The organism is Microbacterium sp. VKM Ac-2870 (assembly GCF_015350795.1).
Taxonomy (GTDB): domain Bacteria; phylum Actinomycetota; class Actinomycetes; order Actinomycetales; family Microbacteriaceae; genus Microbacterium.
The window spans coordinates 642885-661105 of sequence record NZ_JADKSH010000002.1; the positions used below are offsets into that span (position 1 = coordinate 642885).

General features: G+C 68.9%; 18 protein-coding genes. 9 read left to right on the plus strand and 9 right to left on the minus strand.

The window, feature by feature from the left end:
* The first annotated feature begins 144 nt into the window (after positions 1 to 144).
* Both ITJ43_RS06875 and ITJ43_RS06880 read left to right on the plus strand, forming a co-directional pair.
* Positions 145 to 1602: an aspartate ammonia-lyase gene (locus ITJ43_RS06875; RefSeq protein WP_194583065.1), complete on the plus strand. Its 1458-nt coding sequence runs from the start codon at positions 145 to 147 to the stop codon at positions 1600 to 1602.
* Positions 1603 to 1688: 86 nt separating this feature from the next.
* On the plus strand, positions 1689 to 2126 hold the full coding sequence (locus ITJ43_RS06880; protein ID WP_194583066.1) for a DUF4190 domain-containing protein: 438 nt from the start codon (positions 1689 to 1691) through the stop codon (positions 2124 to 2126).
* Positions 2127 to 2177: 51 nt separating this feature from the next.
* On the opposite strand, the gene ITJ43_RS06885 is transcribed toward ITJ43_RS06880, so the two are convergent.
* Positions 2178 to 3044: a fumarylacetoacetate hydrolase family protein gene (locus tag ITJ43_RS06885; RefSeq protein WP_194583067.1), complete on the minus strand. Its 867-nt coding sequence runs from the start codon at positions 3042 to 3044 to the stop codon at positions 2178 to 2180.
* Positions 3045 to 3263: 219 nt separating this feature from the next.
* On the opposite strand from ITJ43_RS06885, the gene ITJ43_RS06890 reads away from it, so the two are divergent.
* Positions 3264 to 3632 carry an FKBP-type peptidyl-prolyl cis-trans isomerase gene (locus ITJ43_RS06890; protein WP_194583068.1) on the plus strand — a complete coding sequence of 123 codons (369 nt, stop codon included), beginning with the start codon at positions 3264 to 3266 and terminating at the stop codon, positions 3630 to 3632.
* Positions 3633 to 3775: 143 nt separating this feature from the next.
* Positions 3776 to 4342: a YceI family protein gene (locus tag ITJ43_RS06895; protein WP_194583069.1), complete on the plus strand. Its 567-nt coding sequence runs from the start codon at positions 3776 to 3778 to the stop codon at positions 4340 to 4342.
* Between the two features lie 6 nt (positions 4343 to 4348).
* Here ITJ43_RS06895 and ITJ43_RS06900 read toward each other — a convergent pair whose 3' ends face one another.
* The 3 genes from ITJ43_RS06900 to ITJ43_RS06910 form a co-directional block, all read right to left on the minus strand.
* The gene (locus ITJ43_RS06900) at positions 4349 to 5359 is read right to left on the minus strand and encodes a DMT family transporter (RefSeq protein WP_194583070.1); all 1011 of its coding nucleotides are present in this window, start codon (positions 5357 to 5359) and stop codon (positions 4349 to 4351) included.
* 103 nt (positions 5360 to 5462) lie between these two features.
* Positions 5463 to 6761: an MFS transporter gene (locus tag ITJ43_RS06905; RefSeq protein ID WP_194583071.1), complete on the minus strand. Its 1299-nt coding sequence runs from the start codon at positions 6759 to 6761 to the stop codon at positions 5463 to 5465.
* The gene (locus ITJ43_RS06910) at positions 6758 to 6979 is read right to left on the minus strand and encodes a DUF167 domain-containing protein (RefSeq protein ID WP_194583072.1); all 222 of its coding nucleotides are present in this window, start codon (positions 6977 to 6979) and stop codon (positions 6758 to 6760) included. Before ITJ43_RS06910 ends, ITJ43_RS06905 begins: the two co-directional genes overlap by 4 nt.
* A 135-nt stretch (positions 6980 to 7114) precedes the next feature.
* Here ITJ43_RS06910 and rpsO point away from each other — a divergent pair, with 135 nt between their 5' ends.
* Positions 7115 to 7384 carry a 30S ribosomal protein S15 gene (rpsO, locus tag ITJ43_RS06915; RefSeq protein WP_144807495.1) on the plus strand — a complete coding sequence of 90 codons (270 nt, stop codon included), beginning with the start codon at positions 7115 to 7117 and terminating at the stop codon, positions 7382 to 7384.
* A gap of 197 nt (positions 7385 to 7581) precedes the next feature.
* Here the strand turns inward: rpsO and ITJ43_RS06920 are convergent, their stop codons facing one another.
* A complete protein-coding gene (locus tag ITJ43_RS06920) occupies positions 7582 to 8592 on the minus strand; it encodes an isopenicillin N synthase family dioxygenase (RefSeq protein ID WP_194583073.1) in 1011 nt (336 codons plus the stop codon).
* A gap of 176 nt (positions 8593 to 8768) precedes the next feature.
* On the opposite strand from ITJ43_RS06920, the gene ITJ43_RS06925 reads away from it, so the two are divergent.
* Positions 8769 to 9965, plus strand: coding sequence for an LLM class flavin-dependent oxidoreductase (locus tag ITJ43_RS06925; protein WP_228495589.1), 1197 nt, complete (start codon positions 8769 to 8771; stop codon positions 9963 to 9965).
* Positions 9962 to 10624, plus strand: coding sequence for an FMN reductase (locus tag ITJ43_RS06930; protein ID WP_194583075.1), 663 nt, complete (start codon positions 9962 to 9964; stop codon positions 10622 to 10624). The genes ITJ43_RS06925 and ITJ43_RS06930 overlap by 4 nt, the downstream gene beginning before the upstream one ends.
* Before the next feature lie 22 nt (positions 10625 to 10646).
* Here the strand turns inward: ITJ43_RS06930 and ITJ43_RS06935 are convergent, their stop codons facing one another.
* Complete coding sequence (locus tag ITJ43_RS06935) at positions 10647 to 12503, minus strand: glycoside hydrolase family 15 protein (RefSeq protein WP_323741151.1); 1857 nt, start codon at positions 12501 to 12503, stop codon at positions 10647 to 10649.
* 52 nt (positions 12504 to 12555) lie between these two features.
* Between ITJ43_RS06935 and ITJ43_RS06940 the strand changes: the two genes are divergently transcribed.
* Complete coding sequence (locus ITJ43_RS06940; RefSeq protein ID WP_194583077.1) at positions 12556 to 13947, plus strand: glucose-6-phosphate dehydrogenase; 1392 nt, start codon at positions 12556 to 12558, stop codon at positions 13945 to 13947.
* Here ITJ43_RS06940 and ITJ43_RS06945 read toward each other — a convergent pair whose 3' ends face one another.
* A complete protein-coding gene (locus ITJ43_RS06945; protein ID WP_194583078.1) occupies positions 13948 to 14628 on the minus strand; it encodes a response regulator in 681 nt (226 codons plus the stop codon).
* Complete coding sequence (locus ITJ43_RS06950; protein ID WP_194583079.1) at positions 14625 to 15890, minus strand: sensor histidine kinase; 1266 nt, start codon at positions 15888 to 15890, stop codon at positions 14625 to 14627. The genes ITJ43_RS06945 and ITJ43_RS06950 overlap by 4 nt, the downstream gene beginning before the upstream one ends.
* Before the next feature lie 155 nt (positions 15891 to 16045).
* Between ITJ43_RS06950 and ITJ43_RS06955 the strand changes: the two genes are divergently transcribed.
* Positions 16046 to 17482 carry a cation:dicarboxylate symporter family transporter gene (locus ITJ43_RS06955; protein WP_194583080.1) on the plus strand — a complete coding sequence of 479 codons (1437 nt, stop codon included), beginning with the start codon at positions 16046 to 16048 and terminating at the stop codon, positions 17480 to 17482.
* Positions 17483 to 17516: 34 nt separating this feature from the next.
* Here ITJ43_RS06955 and ITJ43_RS06960 read toward each other — a convergent pair whose 3' ends face one another.
* Positions 17517 to 18119, minus strand: a complete 603-nt coding sequence (locus tag ITJ43_RS06960; RefSeq protein ID WP_323741152.1) for a DedA family protein — start codon at positions 18117 to 18119, stop codon at positions 17517 to 17519.
* Positions 18120 to 18221: the final 102 nt, after the last annotated feature.

An 18221-nucleotide genomic window follows, 5' to 3' on the forward strand; every position in this document is an offset into this window, starting at 1 on the left:
CGCGACGCCCTCCGCGACGGACCTCGTGTCCGCGGCGGAGGGCGTCGTTCTGCCTGCTGTACGCCGTGTACACCGGGCGCTCATCGCCGCCGCGGGTAGGCTCGACCCCGAAACCCGAGGCGACGACCCAAAAGGACTGCACTCATGGCATTGGACGCAACGACGCGCACCGAGAACGACTCCCTGGGATCGATGGAGATCCCCGCGGATGCCTACTGGGGCATCCACACCGCACGGGCCCTGGAGAACTTCCCGATCTCCATGCGGCCCATCTCCGTCTACAAAGACCTCGTGACCGCACTGGCGATGGTCAAGCAGGCATCCGCGCGCGCGAACCTCGAGATCGGGGTGCTCGACGCCGAGCGAGCCGACCTCATCGACCGCGCCGCCCAGCGTGTGATCGACGGAGAGTTCCACGACCAGTTCGTCGTGGGAGTCGTCCAAGGCGGCGCCGGCACCTCGACCAACATGAATGCCAACGAGGTGATCACGAACATCGCCCTGGAGCTCGCGGGGCGACCCAAGGGCGACTACGCCTACCTGTCTCCGATCGACCACACGAACCGCTCGCAGTCCACCAACGATGTCTATCCGACCGCGGTCAAGGTCGGGCTCAGTCTCGACCTCAAGTCCCTGCTGGACGAGCTGGATCTGCTGCGCCAGTCGTTCCTTGCGAAGGCCGTCGAGTTCCACGACATCCTCAAGATCGGTCGTACGCAGCTGCAGGATGCCGTGCCGATGACCCTCGGTCAGGAGTTCCACGGGTTCGCGACCACGCTCGGTTACGACCACCAGCGGCTCACCGAGAACGCGTACCTGCTGTTCGAGATCAATATGGGGGCCACGGCCATCGGCACGGGCATCACCACGCACCCGGGCTACGCGCCGGCTGTCCTGCGTCATCTGCGGGACATCACCGGACTCGACCTCGCCACGGCCGACGACCTGGTCGAGGCGACCAGCGACACCGGGTCGTTCATGTCGTTCTCGTCCACCCTCAAGCGCAACGCGATCAAGCTGTCGAAGATCGCCAACGACCTGCGTCTGCTCTCCAGTGGTCCTCAGGCCGGATTCGGTGAGATCAACCTCCCGGCCCGCCAGGCGGGCTCGAGCATCATGCCGGGCAAGGTCAACCCGGTCATCCCCGAAGTCGTGAATCAGGTGGCATTCTCGGTGGCCGGCGCCGACCTGACGGTCACGATGGCGGTCGAGGGCGGTCAGCTGCAGCTGAACGCGTTCGAGCCGATCATCGCCCACTCGATCTTCCAGTCCATCACCTGGATGCGCCGCGCGATGCGCACGTTCCGGATCAACTGCGTCGACGGCATCACGGCGAACCGGGAGCGGTTGGGGGCGATGGTCGGCTCGTCCGTGGGCGTCGTCACGGCGCTCACCCCGTTCCTGGGCTACGCGGCCTCGGCGGCGTTGGCCAAGACCGCGCTGCTGACGCACCGCAACGTCGGCGACCTCGTCGTCGAGGCGGGCCTCATGAGCCGCGAGGACGTCGACAAGCAGCTCTCGCCGGCCCGATTGTCGGGTCTGGAAGCGATCACGCAGGCCATCCCGGTGGTCCAGCCGATCGAAAATCTCGTCGAGAGCTGAAACGCAACCCTTTGCGCGGCAGCCGCGCGGGCCGCTAACGTCTGTGTGACCGGACGCCCTGCACCGGAAGTATCGAGGAGAGAGTCATGACCGACCCCACCCAGCCCCCCGTGAATCCGTCGACGCCGCCGGCCGCGCCGCCGGCCGCGCCCGCCTACCAGCAGCCGGCGTACCAGGCAGCCCCCACCTACAACGGTGCGCCCGGCCCGTCCGCAACCGTGCCCGGCCGCACTCTCGGCATCGTCGCCCTCGTCTTGGCGATCGTGCCGGTCGGCCTGCAGCTCGTCGGGCTCATCCTCGGCATCGTGGCCATGGTGCAGTCCAAGAAGGCGGGCGTGAAGAACGGCATGGCCCTCGCCGCGGTCATCGTCAGCTCGGTGCTGATCGTCGTCGGCATCATCGTCGGCATCATCGTCGGTGTGGCAATTGCCGGCGCCGCCAACGACCTGATCCAGTTCTGCGTCAACAACCCGAATGGCGTCTACGAGATGAACGGACAGACGGTCTCCTGCAGCAGCCGTTGATGTCATCGCGAACGGCCCGGCTTCGAGATCGAAGTCCGGGCCGTTCGTCGTTCAGTCGATGACGCGACAGTGCGTGGTCAGCTCGCCGATGCCGTCGATGCCGACCGTGACGGTCGAGCGGTCGCGGAGGAAGATCTGCGGGTCGCGGGAGTACCCGGCGCCGCCCGGACTGCCGGTGGAGATGAGCGTGCCCGGAAGCAGAGTCGCCGACTGCGACAGGTGCGAGATGAGGGCGGCGACCGGGCGGATCATCTGACCGGTGGAGGCATCCTGTACCGTCTGGCCATCGACGACGGCCCAGATGTGCAGGTCCTGCGGATCCGCGACCTCATCGGCGGTGACCACGAACGGCCCGTTCGGGGTGAAACCGTCGAACGACTTGCACCGCGACCACTGCGCCTCGGAGAACTGGATATCGCGCGCCGTGATGTCGTTGACGACCGTGTAGCCCCAGACGTGCGACAGCGCCGTCTCGGCCGTCACATTCTTCGTGGCCGTGCCGATGACCACGCCCAGCTCGGATTCGTAGTCAACCGACTCGCTGAGGCTGCGCGGCCACGAGGTGGTGCCTTCGTGTCCCGACAGCGAGTTGGGCCACAGCACGAACACCGTCGGTGCGGTGTCGGCCTTCAACCCCAGTTCGCTGGAGTGCGCGGCGTAGTTGAGTCCGACCGCGAGGACGACGGGGGGCTCGGCGACGGCGGGCCCGAACACGAGGCCGTCCACCGGAATGCCGTCGGCACCGCCGACGGCCTCCCGCACGCGTGCCAGCAGGTCGTCACCACCGTCGATGAGGGCCTGCAACGTGCGCGGCGCCCCCTCGAACAGGGCGGCGACGGGGGTTACGTGTCCCGGGGACGTGGCGGCGACCAGCTGCGGATCGTCCGATTCGGGCAGTACGACGTGGGCGAAACGCATCCCTCCAGGGTAGTGGCGAGCGATGACCTCCGCAGGTTTTGGTGATTGTGGTCGCCGAGATCGATGGTCATCCCGCTCTCACGAAAGACTCAGCGCCCGGTGCCGCGGCGATGCCTGCGTGTCTCCCGGGCGCTGAGTTGGCCTGCGTTCATTGTCGATCCGGCCCTCCGGAGGTGTCAAGAGGGTGCCCGTCGCATCGGCGCATGCTTGGATGGGTACATGACTGAAGAGCGCACCAAGCCCGAGTTCGACGCCCCCTCCGGTCCGGCCCCGGCCGACCTCGTCATCCGCGACATCATCGTCGGTGACGGAGCCGAAGCGAAGCCCGGCGACAACGTCACCGTGCACTACGCCGGCGTCGAGTACGAATCGGGCGAAGAGTTCGACTCCTCCTGGGGTCGCGGCGAGTCGATCCAGTTCCCCCTGCGTGGCCTCATCCAGGGGTGGCAGGACGGCATCCCGGGCATGAAGGTCGGCGGTCGTCGTGAGCTGGTCATTCCGCCCCACCTCGCCTACGGGCCCGCCGGCGGCCACTTCCTCGGCGGCAAGACCCTCATCTTCATCATCGATCTGCTCAAGGTCGGCTGACCCGCACGAACCGATGACAGGGGTGGATGCCGCGGCATCCACCCCTGTTGTGTTTCCCGAGAGTTGTTCCATTCTTGGGAATACATGAGGGCACGCAGTGTTGACTAGGCGCAGACCGGTTCCCCCGACGAAGGATGACTGACATGACCGACGCAACCTCCACCATTCCCGAAATCCCCGGCTACAAGGCCGGCACCTGGGTGCTCGATCCCTCGCACAGCGAGGTGACCTTCAGCCTTCGCCACATGATGATCTCGAAGGTGCGCGGCGTCTTCGGTCTCAAGAGCGCCACGATCGAGGCGCCCGAAAACCCGCTCGAGGCGAAGGTCTCTGCCACCGTCGACGTGGCCTCGATCAACACGAACGACGAGAACCGCGACAACCACCTGCGCGGTGCGGACTTCTTCGACGTCGCCCAGTTCCCCACCATCGAGTTCGTCTCGACCGGCGTGCGCCTCGAGGGCGGCGACTTCCTCGTGGACGGCGACCTCACGATGCACGGCATCACCAAGCCGGTGACCTTCGAGCTCGAGTTCGGTGGCTTCGGCACCGACCCGTACGGCAACTACAAGGCGGGCGCGACCGCGACCGGTGTCATCAACCGTGAAGACTTCGGTCTGACGTGGAACGCCGCGCTCGAGACCGGCGGCGTGCTGGTCGGCAAGGATGTCACCATCACGCTCGACCTCCAGGGCTCGCTGCAGGCCTGACGCGCTTCACCGGCGGCGGTCGTTCCCACTCTGGTGGGACGGCCGTCGTCGTTGTAGATGCAGCCTGTTCTGTGCGAGCAGGATGCCGAGGAACACGATGGCTGCACCCACCGGCTCATGCCAGCTCACCTGTTCGCCCAGCACGATGACGCCCAGTGCCACACCGACGACCGGCGTGATGTACGTCACGGTGGATGCTGCCGTCGGCCCCCACGCGCGCAGAGTGTTCTGGTTCCACACGTACGCCACCCCGGTTCCGAGGCAGCCCAGCAGCACCATGCTGCCGACGATCCACGGATCCAGGCGCAGGGGTGTGGCAGCGACCGCGGGAGTCAGTACCACCATGATCACCGCGGCGATGCCGATGTTGACGAAGGAGAAGGCCAGCGGCGTCATGCCCGAGTTCGCGACGAAGCGACGCATGTACGCGAGGCTGAAGCCGTAGCAGGCCGTCGCGCCCAGGAGTGCGAGTTGCGCGACGAGGCTGTTCGTCAGATCCAGTCCGCTCCACGGCGCGATGATCACGATGACCCCGGCGATGCCTACGGCGATGCCGGCGATCTGCACCGGCTTCAGCCGTTCGACGCGGAACACCGCGGCCGCCATGATCGCGGTCATGATCGGCGTGGTGGCGTTGTAGATGCTGCCGAGGCCCGAGCTCACGTGCTGCTCGGCCCAGGAGAACAGCAGGAACGGGACGACGCAGAAACTCACCGCCAGAACGCTCATGTGTCCCCAGGTGCGCAGGCCCGCACCACGGAAGGCGGGGAGGCGGTCGCGCCGGATGAGGACGAACAGGCCGAGGGTGAGCGCTCCGAGCACCAATCGACCCCACACCACCTGCGCTGGTGAGATGCCTTCCAGAGCCACCTTCATGAACAGGAAGCTCGAGCCCCAGATGATGCCGAGCAGCAGGAACTGCACGGCGACGGTCGCCGTCGACGGGCCGGGTCGTACATCCGCGCGGGGCGCCGCCGCGGAATCGCGGGCGGGCGGTGCGGTGCGAGAGGCGGTCACGTCGCGACTCTAGCGGCGGCATCCGACGCTCAGGCCGGCCGCAGAGTGCGACGACCGGAACCCGCCGACAGGTGGCAGGAATACGCCGTCCCGGGGAGGGGGCTCAGGGGATCGGGTTCTCCGCGTCGTACGCCCGGAAGCGCGGATTCAGACGCGCCAGGACGCCGACGATCGCGATGATCAGGATGCCGCCGATCAGCGGCGGGAACCAGAGGGTCGTGATCGTCGCGAGCGTACCCGCATAGAGAGCACCGATGCGCGGGCCGCCGGCCACGACGACGGTGAAGATGCCCTGCAGTCGCCCACGTACGGCATCGGGGACGGCCGCTTGCAGCATTGTCGAGCGATAGATCGCGCTGACGTTGTCGGCGGCGCCGCCCACCGCCAGCGCGACGCAGGCTGCGATGATCATCGGGACGTTGGCGTGATCGGCATCCACCGTCGTCGGCGCGCCGATGCCGACGGCGGCCAGCAGCACGGCGAGGGCGAAGCCGCCGATCGCGGTGCCGTACACCTGGATAGCGCGTTCGATGCCGCGTCCGTGCCAGCGGTAGCCGCCGACGCGGCCCGAGAACAGGCTCGACAGGAACGCCCCGGCCGCGATCGCGGCGGTGAGGGCGCCGGCGGTCACCGGGCCGCCGCCCAGCACGAGCACACCCAGGGCAGGAAAGAGGGCGAGAGGCTGACCGAAGGTCATCGCGACGATGTCCATGATGAACTGCATCCGGATGTTCGGTGCCTGCTTCAGGAAGGCGACGCCGTCGCGCAACGACTCGAGTCCGGGGCGCACCGTGGCGCCCTCGGGGCGTATCGCCGGCAACGTCCACAGACCGAGGAAGAGGCTGAGCATGAGGACCACATCGATCGAGTACGTCCACGCGTATCCGGTCGTTGCCACCAGCACCCCCGCCAGCGCCGGCCCCGCCATGACCATGATTCCGACCGTCACTCCCTGCAGCGCCGCCGCCGACGGCAGCAGCTCGCGGGGCAGCAGACGCGGAACGATCGCGGCCCGGCTGGCTATGACGATCGAGTTCGCCGCGGAGTTGACGACGCTCAGCACATACAGCGACCACACGGCTTCGTTCTGCGTCCACGCCAGTACCGCGAGCAGCAGCGTGGAGGCGAAGGTCACCGTCGCAGCGATCAGCGACACACGACGGCGGTCGAATGCGTCCGCGAGCATGCCGCCGTAGATGCCCGCCAGCACCATCGGCACGAGCCCGGCGACGGCGATCATCGACACGGCGAAGGTCGACCCGGTGAGCGCGTACATGTGGAGCATGACCGCCATGATCGTGAGCTGGCCGCCGAGTCCGGACAGCGTCGAGCCGATCCACAGTCGCGCGAAGGCCGGGCTGTGCCGGAAGGGCGTCAGATCGATCAGGTGGCTGCCGCTCACGTGTGCACCTCGATGCGCTTGTGACGGGACGCATGCCCGCGCAGGATCGTGACGTCGCGCGGGGGCACGCCGAAGTGAGCGGCCAAGGCTCGGACGACCCCGTCGTTGGCCGCACCGTCGACGGCGCGCTCTCGGACGAACACCGTGAGATGGTCGGTGCCATCCTCGACGAGCGGCCCCTTGCGGCTGCCCGGCTTGACGTGAACGGTGTACTGCACCTGACGAGCCTATGAGTTTCCGGGAGGGCGTCGGCGCTGGTAGACTCCTGAGGTTGCCGTTTGATCGGCCGCGGAGAAAGAGAGCCCACGCATCAGGCGTCGGGCGCCGCGCAACGAACAGGAAGGGGATCACCTATGGCACTGGAAGCAGACGTCAAGAAGGCGATCATCGAAGAGTACGCGACGCACCCCGGTGACACCGGATCCCCCGAGGTGCAGGTCGCGATGCTGACGCAGCGCATCAAGGACCTCACCGAGCACCTCAAGGAGCACAAGCACGACCACCACTCGCGTCGTGGTCTGTTCCTCCTGGTCGGTCAGCGTCGTCGCCTGCTGGGTTACCTGCAGGACATCGACATCACCCGCTACCGTTCGCTCATCGAGCGTCTGGGTCTTCGCCGCTAAGCAGCGCGCCCGCGTTCAATCGCGCAGAACATTCTTGGAGAGCCTCCCCACGGTGTGGGGAGGCTCTCGTCATTGTTGCGCCGTCCCGCGTTGCGCCCCGCCGAGACACGACCGGGCGCCCGAAACGTATGTGCGTTTCGGGCGTGAGGTCGTGTCTCGGCGAGCGAGGATGCCGCTGCGGGTGGTGACGGGAGGGGTCAGGCGCGGGCGGCGAGCAGGTCGGCGTGCCAGCGCTCGGCGACGTCGGGGTGCGCGCGCAGGCGCGATTTGAGCGCGTTCTCGCCGTAGAGGCCGTGGATCGGGTTCGACGGATCCTGCGTCACACCGCGAGCCTCGGCGGCGAGCTCCGCGGGCAGATCGATCAGCGGCAGCCGCGCGTCCAGGGCCGGGTTGAAGAAGAACGGCACCGAGATGCGGTCGTCCGGCTGCCGCGGCGACACGACCCGGTGATTGGTGGCGATCAGGTAGCCGCCGGTGGCGTACTCGAGCATCTCGCCGATGTTCACGACGAATGCTCCCGGCACCGGCGGGGCATCGACCCACGCGCCGTCGCGCTCGACCTGCAGCCCGCCCTTGCCGGGTTCGACCCAGAGCAGCGTGAGCACCCCCGAGTCTTTGTGCGCGCCCACGCCCTGGGCCGGCTCGGGCGAGGGGGAGCCGGGATAGCGCACGATCTTCAGCAGCGTCGAGGGTTCACCGAAGTGCTCGTCGAAATAGGTCTCGGACGCTCCCAGCGCGACGGCCCAGGCGCGCAGGAGCTTCCTGGCGACACCGGTGAGGTGCTCCTGCCACGCCGTCGCGACCTCGCGCAGCTCGGGCTGGGCCGTGGGCCACAGGTTCGGGCCGATCAGTCGGGCGAAGTCCGGCGCCTCGGGGTCGACGACGGCCTCGCGTTCGGGGCCGATGTCGATCTGCTCCCGCCAGTCGACCTTGCCCTGCGTGCGCTCGCCGCCCACGCGCGTGTAGCCGCGGAAGTGCGGGCTGGTGACGTTCTCGATCGCGAGTTTGTCGGCATCCGGGAGGGCGAAGAAGTCGCGGGCCGCCCGGTGCAGGCGTGCTTCGAGCTGCGGACTCACTCCCGTGCCCGTCAGATAGAAGAACCCGACATCGTGGGTGGCGGCGCGCAGCTCCTCGCGAAAGCGCGCGGCCGCCGCAGGGCCGGCGTCGAGCAGGGACAGGTCGAGCACGGGCAGGGTGAGGTCGCTCATGAGGTGAGGGTAGGCCGCGGTCTGCGTCCTCGTGCCGAGTGTTGCGCCGGATTACCGCCGTGACGGTCGGGAATAACCTGGACCCGGCGGCGTTACACGAGATACATTCATTTGCATGTATGGGATGCCGAGGCATCCGGAAGGCGAAGGACACCGTGAACGAGAAGAGCCCGCAGATGCAGTTCGGCATCTTCACCGTCAGCGACATCACGCAGGACCCCACCACGGGCCATACGCCCAGCGAGGCCGAGCGCATTCGCGCGACCGTCGAGATCGCAAAGCACGCCGAAGAGGTGGGACTGGACGTCTTCGCCCTCGGCGAGCACCACAACCCGCCGTTCTGGTCGTCGTCGCCGACCACGACGCTCGCCTACATCGCGGCCCAGACCGAGCGCCTGATCGTGTCGACCTCGACCACGCTCATCACGACGAACGACCCGGTGAAGATCGCCGAAGACTACGCCATGCTGCAGCACCTCTCGGGTGGCCGCATGGACCTCATGCTGGGGCGTGGCAACACCGGCCCGGTCTACCCCTGGTTCGGCAAGGACATCCGTCAGGGCCTGCCGCTGTCGATCGAGAACTACGCCCTCCTGCACACGCTGTGGCGCGAGGACGTCGTGGACTGGGAGGGGAAGTTCCGCACCTCGCTGCAGGGCTTCACCTCCACTCCGCGGCCCCTCGACGGCGTGGCGCCGTTCGTCTGGCACGGATCGATCCGCACCCCGGAGATCGCCGAGCAGGCCGCGTACTACGGCGACGGCTTCTTCGCGAACAACATCTTCTGGCCCGCTGAGCACTATCAGCGCCTGATCGGCCTCTACCGTCAGCGCTGGGAGAACTACGGCCACGGCGCCCCCGAGACGGCGATCGTCGGCCTCGGTGGTCAGGCCTTCATGGCGAAGAACTCGCAGGATGCCGTGAACCAGTTCCGTCCGTACTTCGACAACGCTCCCGTCTACGGCCACGGTCCGTCGATGGAGGACTTCACCGAGATGACGCCGTTGACGGTCGGCTCACCTCAGCAGGTCATCGACCGCTACGCAGGCATGCGCGAGATCTTCGGCGACTACCAGCGTCAGCTGTTTCTGATGGACCACGCGGGTCTACCGCTGAAGACCGTGCTCGAGCAGCTCGACTTCCTCGGTGGCGAGGTCGTGCCCGCCCTGCGCAAGGAATTCGCGAAGGACCGCCCCGCCAACGTCCCCGACGGCCCCACGCACGCCGCGATGGTGCGCGCCGCCTACGGCGACGGCCCTTCGCGCCAGGCCACGCCGCGCGCCAACCGTGGTGACAACCTGAGCGGCCCCTCGCCCTACCAGGACGCTCCGGCTCCCGCCGGTGCCGCGTTCGGGCTGGCGGCGGGACGATGAGCGCGCGGCGTATCGCCGTCGTCTCGGCGGGGCTCTCCAACCCGTCGTCCACGCGCATGCTCGCCGACCGCCTCGCGGCAGCGACCGTATCGGCCCTGGGGGCGATCGAGGGAAACGACGGTGCGCCCATTCAGGCCACGGTCGACACCATCGAGCTGCGCGACCTGGCGCACGACATCACGAACAACCTGTTGACCGGCTTCGCGCCCCCCGCGCTCGAGTCCGCGATCAACACGGTGGTCTCCGCCGATGCCCTCATCGTGGTGACGCCGATCTTCTCCACCAGCTACTCGGGGCTGTTCAAGTCGTTCATCGACGTGCTCGACCCCGACGCGCTCACCGGCATGCCGGTGCTGATCGGCGCCAACGCGGGTACCGCACGGCATTCGCTGGCGATCGACTACGCGATCCGCCCGCTGTTCGCCTACCTGCACGCCGAGACCGTCTCGACCGGTGTGTTCGCCGCATCCAGCGACTGGGGCGCGGCGGCCGACCAGGTCGCCCCGCTCAGCTCCCGCGTCGAGCGCGGAGCGCGCGAGCTCGCCGAGGCGGTGGCCCGTCGCCAGCCGGCCGGCAGCGCGGACCCGTTCGATCCGAGCAACTACCTCGGCGAGGGACGTTCGTTCGGTCATCTGCTGGGCGGACTCGCCGGCGAGTAGAGCCGCACGATAGCGCCCCCGATCACGCTCCGGCGCGGTCGGGGGCGTTGTCGCGTGCGGCGGTCTCGGCGTGCTCCAGAGCGGATGCCGCGCGCACCAGCGCCAGATGTGTCAACGCCTGCGGGGTGTTGCCCGCTTGGCGACGTCCGGCGATGTCGTACTCCTCCGAGAGCAGCCCCAGATCGTTGGCGAGGGAGCAGACGCGATCCATGAGCGCCCGAGCGTCGTCGAGGCGGCCGGTCGCGGCGTATTGCTCGACGAGCCAGAAGGAGCACGCCAGGAACGGGTTCTCCGTGCCCTCCAGCCCGTCGACCCCCGACTCGGTGCGATAGCGCAGCACCAGGCCGTCGACGAGCAGCGTGCGTTCGATCTCCGCCACCGTGGCGAGCATGCGCGGGTCGTCGGCGGCGCAGAATCCCACCGACGGCAGCAGCAGCAGCGAGGCGTCGACGGCGTCGGTCTCGGTGTGCTGCACGAAATGGCCGCGGGGCGATACCCCGTGCGCGTCGATCGCGGCGCGCACTTCGTCGCGCCGCTGTGCCCACCGCTGCGCAGGCCCGGTCAGGCCGTGCTCGCGCACCGACCGCACGCCGCGGTCGAATGCCGCCCACACCATCGCCCGTGAGTGGGTGAACAGCCGCGGATCGCCGCGGATCTCCCAAATGCCCCGATCGGGCTCGTCGAGACGCTCTTCCGCGCGGCGCAGCAGCGCGCGCTCGAGCGGCCACGAGATCGCCGACTGCTCGATGCCGGCGTCGCGGGCCGCGAACAGGCAGGTCATCACCTCGCCGGTGACGTCGGCCTGGTACTGCTCGGCGGCCCCGTTGCCGATGCGCACGGGAGCGGCGCCTCGGTAGCCGGGAAGAGCGGTGAGCTCGCGCTCTGTCAAGTCGCGCTCGCCGGCGATGCCGTAGACGATCTGCAGATCGGCGGGGTCGCCCGCGATCGCCCGCAGCAGCCAGCGCTGCCAGTGGCTGACGACGTGGGCGAAGCCCTGGGCCAGGAGGACCTCGATCGTGAGGGAGGCGTCGCGGAGCCAGACGAAGCGATAGTCCCAGTTGCGCTCTCCGCCGAACTGTTCGGGCAGGGAGGTCGTCGGGGCCGCGATGATGCCGCCCGTGTCGCGGTGGGTCAGCGCGCGCAGCGTCAGCAACGAGCGGACGACGGCATCGCGGTGCGGACCCGACGCCTCGATCCGATCCGCCCAGGTGCTCCACCACCTGCTCGTGCCGGCGAGGGCTTCGTCGACGTCGAGAGGCTCCGGCGCGGGGCGGTGCGACGCATGCCACGTCAAGGTCAGGTCGCGGTGCTCGCCGGCGCCGACCCGGAACGACCCGCGGTGCACATGGTCGGTCGCCGTCAGCGGCGCCCCACGGAGCACCACGGCGTCAGGGCCGGCGATGGCCGTCACCTCGGGGACCTCCCTCGTGCCCGACTGGCGTACCCAGGGGACGGCGCGGGCGTAGTCGAAGCGCAGGCGCACCTGCTGGTCGAACGCCACGTCGCCGCTGATGCCCACGACGCGGCGGACGAGGTCGGTACGGTGCACGAGGTCGAGGTGGCGCGGATCGACGGGAAGGCAGTCGTAGACCTCGGCCACGCCGGTGGCGGTCTCCCAGCGGGTGATGAGCGTGAACGTGTCACCGTCGTAGCGCCGTGACGCGCACGCGTCCGATGCGCTCGGACGCAGTACCCACTGACCCTGGTGTTCGTCGCCCAGAAGGGCGGCGAACACCGACGCCGAGTCGAATCTCGGCAGGCACAGCCAATCGATCGAGCCAGAGAGCGACACCAGCGCTGCGGTGCGGCAGCTGCTCAGCAGTGCGTAGTCCTCGATCGCTGCGGGTTCGTACGCCCCGGCTTCGTATGCATCTGCCACGGGACGATTCTGCCCCCTCCCACCTGGCAGAGGCGCGACGTAGGGTGAGCTCATGGGCGACGTGTCGACACTGGTCATCATCGGAGCGAGTGGCGATCTGACGGAGCGCCTGCTGCTTCCGGCGCTCGCCGACCTCCTGAAAACCGAGCCGTCCCGGCGTCTGCACCTCGTCGGCGTGGGGCGCACCGAGCTCACCGATGCCCAGTGGCGGCGACGTGTACGCGCGGTGTTCCGCGACGCGGACGCCGACGATGCGTTCGCCAGCATCTCGTCGACGCCGTATCTCGCGGTGGACGCGACCTCGGCCACCGGCATCCGCACCGTCGTGCGGAGCGTCCCCGAGGGGCGCCTCGTGCTGTACTTCGCCGTGCCGCCCGCTGCCGCGGCGGCCGCGTGCGCCGCGCTGTCGCCGTCGGATCTTCCGGAGGGGACGGTCCTCGCTCTGGAGAAGCCGTTCGGTGAGGATGCCGCCAGCGCGCAGCAGCTGAACGAGGTGCTGCTGCGCCTCCTGCCCGAAGAGCAGGTGTTCCGCGTCGACCACTTCCGCGGACGTTCCACGGTGCTCGACGTGCTGGGGGTGCGCTTCGCGAACCGGCTGCTGGAGCCGATCTGGTCGGCGGAGCACATCGAGCGCGTCGACATCGTCTTCGATGAGACGCTGGGCCTCGAGGGCCGTGCGGGGTTCTACGACCACGCCGGTGCCCTGATCGACATGATCCAGAGTCACCTGCTGCAGGTCATGGCCGTCGTTGCGATGGAACCGCCCGCGTCGCTGGCGGAGACGGACGTCAGAGACGCGACGTCCGCGGTACTGCGCGCCACGCGCGTGTGGGAGGACAACGCCGTGCGCTTCTCGCGCCGCGCGCGATACACCGTCGGCACGGCGGGGGGCGAGCAGATGCCCGACTACGTCGATGAGCCGGGGGTCGATCCGTCGCGCGAGACCGAGACGCTCGCCCAGGTGACGCTGGAGGTACGGAACTCCCGATGGGCGGGGGTTCCCTTCACGCTGCGTTCGGGAAAGGCGCTGGCGACCAAGCGGGCCGAGATTCAGATCGTGCTCCGACCGGTGCGCCACCTTCCGGTCGGCTTCACCGGCGAGCCCGGACCCCTGTCGATCCGCTTCTCGCTCGGCCCCGATCGCGTCTCAGTGGACATCGCGGTCAACGGCGGAGAAGATCCGTTCGTGCTGCATCGGTCCACCCTCGAGGCCGACCTCGGACTCGGCTCGCAGGCGGCCTACATGGAGGTTCTCGCGGCCATCCTCGACGGCGACGCGGCCATGTCGGTGCGCGGGGATGCCGCCGTGGAGTGCTGGCGCATCATCCAGCCGATCCGCGACGCGTGGCACCGCGGCGACGTGCCTCTGGAGGACTATCCCGCCGGCTCGGACGGACCCGATGGGTGGAACGTGACGCCGGATGCCGGGCCCACCGACCGCTGATCACGACCAGCGGTATTCGGTCTCGGGCCGTCCGCGCGTTCCGTAGCGCGGCGCACGTTCGACCCGGCCCGCTTCGGCGAGATGCTCCAGGTAGCGCCGCGCCGCGACGCGCGACATGCCGAGGGCATCTGCGGTCTCGGTGGCCGACAGCGGTCCGCGCGAGCGGACGGCATCCGACACCCGCGCCAGCGAGTCGGGGGAGAGGCCTTTCGGCAACTCCACGTGTGCGGCCGGCCGGAGAGCGCCCAGCATCGCATCGATCTCGGATTGGGTGGCGGCGCCCGTCGCCGCATCCGCGCGTTCGCGGTACGCGCGGTAGTGCTCGAGTCGGTCGTGGAAGGTCGCGAACGTGAAGGGCTTGATGAGGTACTGAGCCGCGCCCAGCGCCACCGCCTGGCGCACCACCTCGGCGTCGCGGACGGACGTGATGGCGATGACGTCGACATCCGCCGCGCGTGCCCGCACATGCCGGAGCACATCCACGCCGGTGCCGTCAGGCATGGTCATATCCAGCAGGACCAGGTCGATGGGGGCGCGTTTCGGAGCGTCGAGGATCGCGGCCACGGCCGCGCGGGCGCCCGCGCACTCGGCGACGACCGTGAAACCCGGCACACGCTCCACGTACGAGCGGTGCAGTTCGAGTGTGAGGGCCTCGTCATCGACGAGGAGCACGCCGATCACGATCGCTCCGTCGGAAGAACGACCCGGAAGGTGGTCGGCGACACGTCGACGGCGATGGTCCCGCCGATCTCGTCGACGACCGCGCGCACCAGGGCGAGCCCCACGCCTCGCCCCTCGACGCCCGCAGGCTTGGTGGAGAACCCGCGGTCGAACATCCGCTCGCGGGTGCGCTCATCAGGGCCGACACCCGAATCGGCCACGGTGAGCAGCAGCTCGTCTTCGGCGGTTCGAGCCATCTCCACCCGCACCCAGCGGGGTTCGTCACCGCTTGCCGCCGCGTCGAGCGCATTGTCGATGAGGTTGCCCACGACCGCCACCGCATCGATCGGACTCAACAGCGATCGCGGCGCGTCGGCCGCGATGTCGGCCGACCATTCGACACCGCGTTCCATCGCCTGCGACGCTTTGCCCAGCAACAGTGCGCCCACGGTCGGATCGCCCTCGGTGCGCGCCGTCACCTGGTCGACGAGCGCCTGACTCTGACGGGCCGAGTCGGTGAGGATGGCCACCGCGTCATCGGAGCGACCCAGCTCGATGAGGGCGACGGCGGCGTGCATGCGATTGCCATGTTCGTGGGTCTGTGCCCGCAGCGCATCTCCGAGCGTGCGCATCGACTCCGCGGAGGCGAGCGTGTCGCGGATCGCACCGGCGGGGAGATCCCCAGCCACGCTGCGCGTGACTCGCCTCGCGAGGACGGCGCCCGCCAGTCCGGCCCCGACGAGAGCGATGGCCACGCCGGCGACGACGAGCAGCCGCGGTAGCACCTGGGCGGTGACCGTGCGGATCGTCACCCCGACCGATACCCAACCGACGAGCTGTCCGCCCGATATCACCGGCACGATCGTGCGCAGCGACGGGCCGAGCGTGCCGGTGAACTCCTCGGTCAGCGGCTGCGCAGACGCCGGGATGGTGCCGATGTAGTGCTGGCCGATCTGCTCCGGATCGCGGTGGGTCACCCGGATGCGGTCGGCATCCATGACCGTCACGAAGTCGACCTCCGCGCCCGACATGACCTCCACCGCGAGCGGCTGGAGCGCGCGCGACGCCGCGGCATCGTCGCCGGCCGTCAGCGCCGCCGAGACCTCAGGAAGTCCGGCGAGCGTTGCGGCGACCGCCTGGGTCACCCGCTCCGCCTCAGCGCGCGCGGTGCGCTGAGCCTCCCACACCAGCAGACCGGCGGTGACGAGCGCGAGCACGAGGGCGGCCCCCGCCAGCCAGAGGAAGAGCCGGGACGCGGCACTGCGTCCGAACTTCCGGGTCATCGTGCCCCCTCGACGGTGAATGGCGTGACAGGTCGCCACGTCCGGGACCAATACGACCACAAGTGAAGCATGTGCCTCGCCGGGACGCACTCTGGGCCTGTTGCCACCAGCGTCGGCGGCAGCCGAACAACGACCGTTCACACCTGGAGGCGGACATGGCCCTCACGACATCCTTCACACTCCCCGGCTACAACTGGCGCCGCGGAAAGAGCTCCTGGGACAAACACACCTGGCTGTACGTCTCGGTGATCATCGCCGTGGTTCTCGGTGCCGTCGTCGGCCTGGTCTGGCCGGACGTGGCCAAGGGACTCGAGCCCTTGGGTAAGACGTTCGTCAACCTCATCAAGATGATGATCGCGCCCATCATCTTCTGCACCATCGTGGTCGGAGTCGGCTCGATCGCCAAGGCCGCGACGGTCGGCAAGATCGGTGGACTCGCGCTCGGCTACTTCATGGTCATGACGACCTTCGCCTTGTTCATCGGTCTCGTGGTCGGCAATGTGATCCACCCCGGCACCGGGCTGGACATGTCCACCGCCACCTACGACACGTCGAACCTCAAGGCGACCTCGACCGTGGACTTCCTGATGGGCATCATCCCCACGACGTTCTTCTCCGCGTTCACCGGCGAGAGCGTGCTGCAGGTGCTCTTCATCGCTCTGCTGGTGGGCTTCGCGCTCCAGGGGCTCGGCACGAAGGGCGAGCCGATCATGTTCGCCGTCAAGCAGCTGCAGGGGCTCGTCTTCCGCATCCTCGGCATGATCCTCTGGCTCGCCCCGGTCGGTGCGTTCGGTGCCATCGCTGCCGTGGTCGGAAAGACCGGTTTCGCCGCCATCGTCAGTCTCGGCATCCTCATGATCGCCTTCTACATCACGTGCGCCGTCTTCGTCTTCGGCGTCCTCGGGGTGATGCTGTATCTGGTCAGCCGGGTCAACATCCTGCGGCTGATGAAGTACCTGGGCCGCGAATACCTGCTCATCGTCGGCACGTCCTCGAGCGAGTCGGCGCTGCCGCGTCTGATCGCGAAGATGGAGCACCTCGGGGTGTCCAAGCCGGTCGTCGGCATCACGGTGCCCACCGGCTACTCGTTCAACCTCGACGGCACCGCCATCTACCTGACCATGGCGTCGCTGTTCATCGCGGCGGGCACCGGCAACGCGATGTCGTGGTCGGAGCAGATCGGTCTGCTCGTCTTCATGATCATCGCCTCCAAGGGCGCCGCGGGCGTCACCGGGGCCGGTCTTGCAACCCTGGCGGGCGGCTTGCAGGCGTTCCGTCCCGATCTCGTGCACGGCGTCGGCGTCATCGTCGGCATCGACCGGTTCATGTCCGAGGGGCGCGCCGTGACGAACTTCACCGGCAACGCCGTCGCCACGGTGCTGATCGGCACCTGGACGAAGCAGATCGACCGCGAACGCGTACGCGAAGTGCTCGCCGGACGGAGCCCTTTCGACGAGGCCGCGCTCACCGGTGAGGGACACGACGGTATGTCGACCGATACGGGAGCCGTCGGCACGCAGGACCTCGAGACCGCGGCCGTCGCCGAAGCGGCCGCGAAGCAGGAGCGCGCTCGCCGCCGAGCCGAGGGCTGACACCCGGCGGATGCCGCACGCCGCGCCCCCTCCGTTAGACATCGGGGGCGCGGCGCCGGCGTGCGCGGGCGACGAGCGCATCCGCGACGGCGCCGATCGCGAGGGCGAGCGCGATCGAGACCACGACGGCGGCTACCGTTCCGCCGGGAATGATCGCCGCGACCGCTGCGCCGAGGAGGGCCTGGTAGAGCGCCCACGCCGTCGCCGCGGGCGCTGCCAGGACCACGTAACGCCCCAGACGCATGCCGGAAGCGCCCGCCGCGATGTTGACGGCCAAGCGGGCGAACGGGATGAACCGAGCCGTGAACATCAGCGTCGCACCGCGCCGGGCGAGCGCGTCGCGGGCCCACCCGAACGCGGCGGAGACACGTCGCCCCCGCATCCACCGCCAACGATCGAGCCCGACCGTGCGCCCGAGGAAGTAACACCCCACGTCACCGGTGAGCGCCGCCACCGCCGCGACCGCGATGACTGCGAACAGCGGAGGAGCGCCCTCGGCGACAGCGAGGGCGCCGAAGGTGGTGACCGCGGCCTCGCCGGGGATCACGACCAGGAACGCGTCACCGACCACGAGCGCGGCCATCGCTGGCAACGCCCACGGGCTGTGTGCCAGCACCTGCAGCCAGTCGTCGGTCACCGTCCTGGGGTACCACGCAGGGATGAACGCTCGGGGAACGCAGGGAGCGGCGATGACGTCCCGGTGACCGGACGTGGATCGTTGGGCGAACACTGCGTGCGC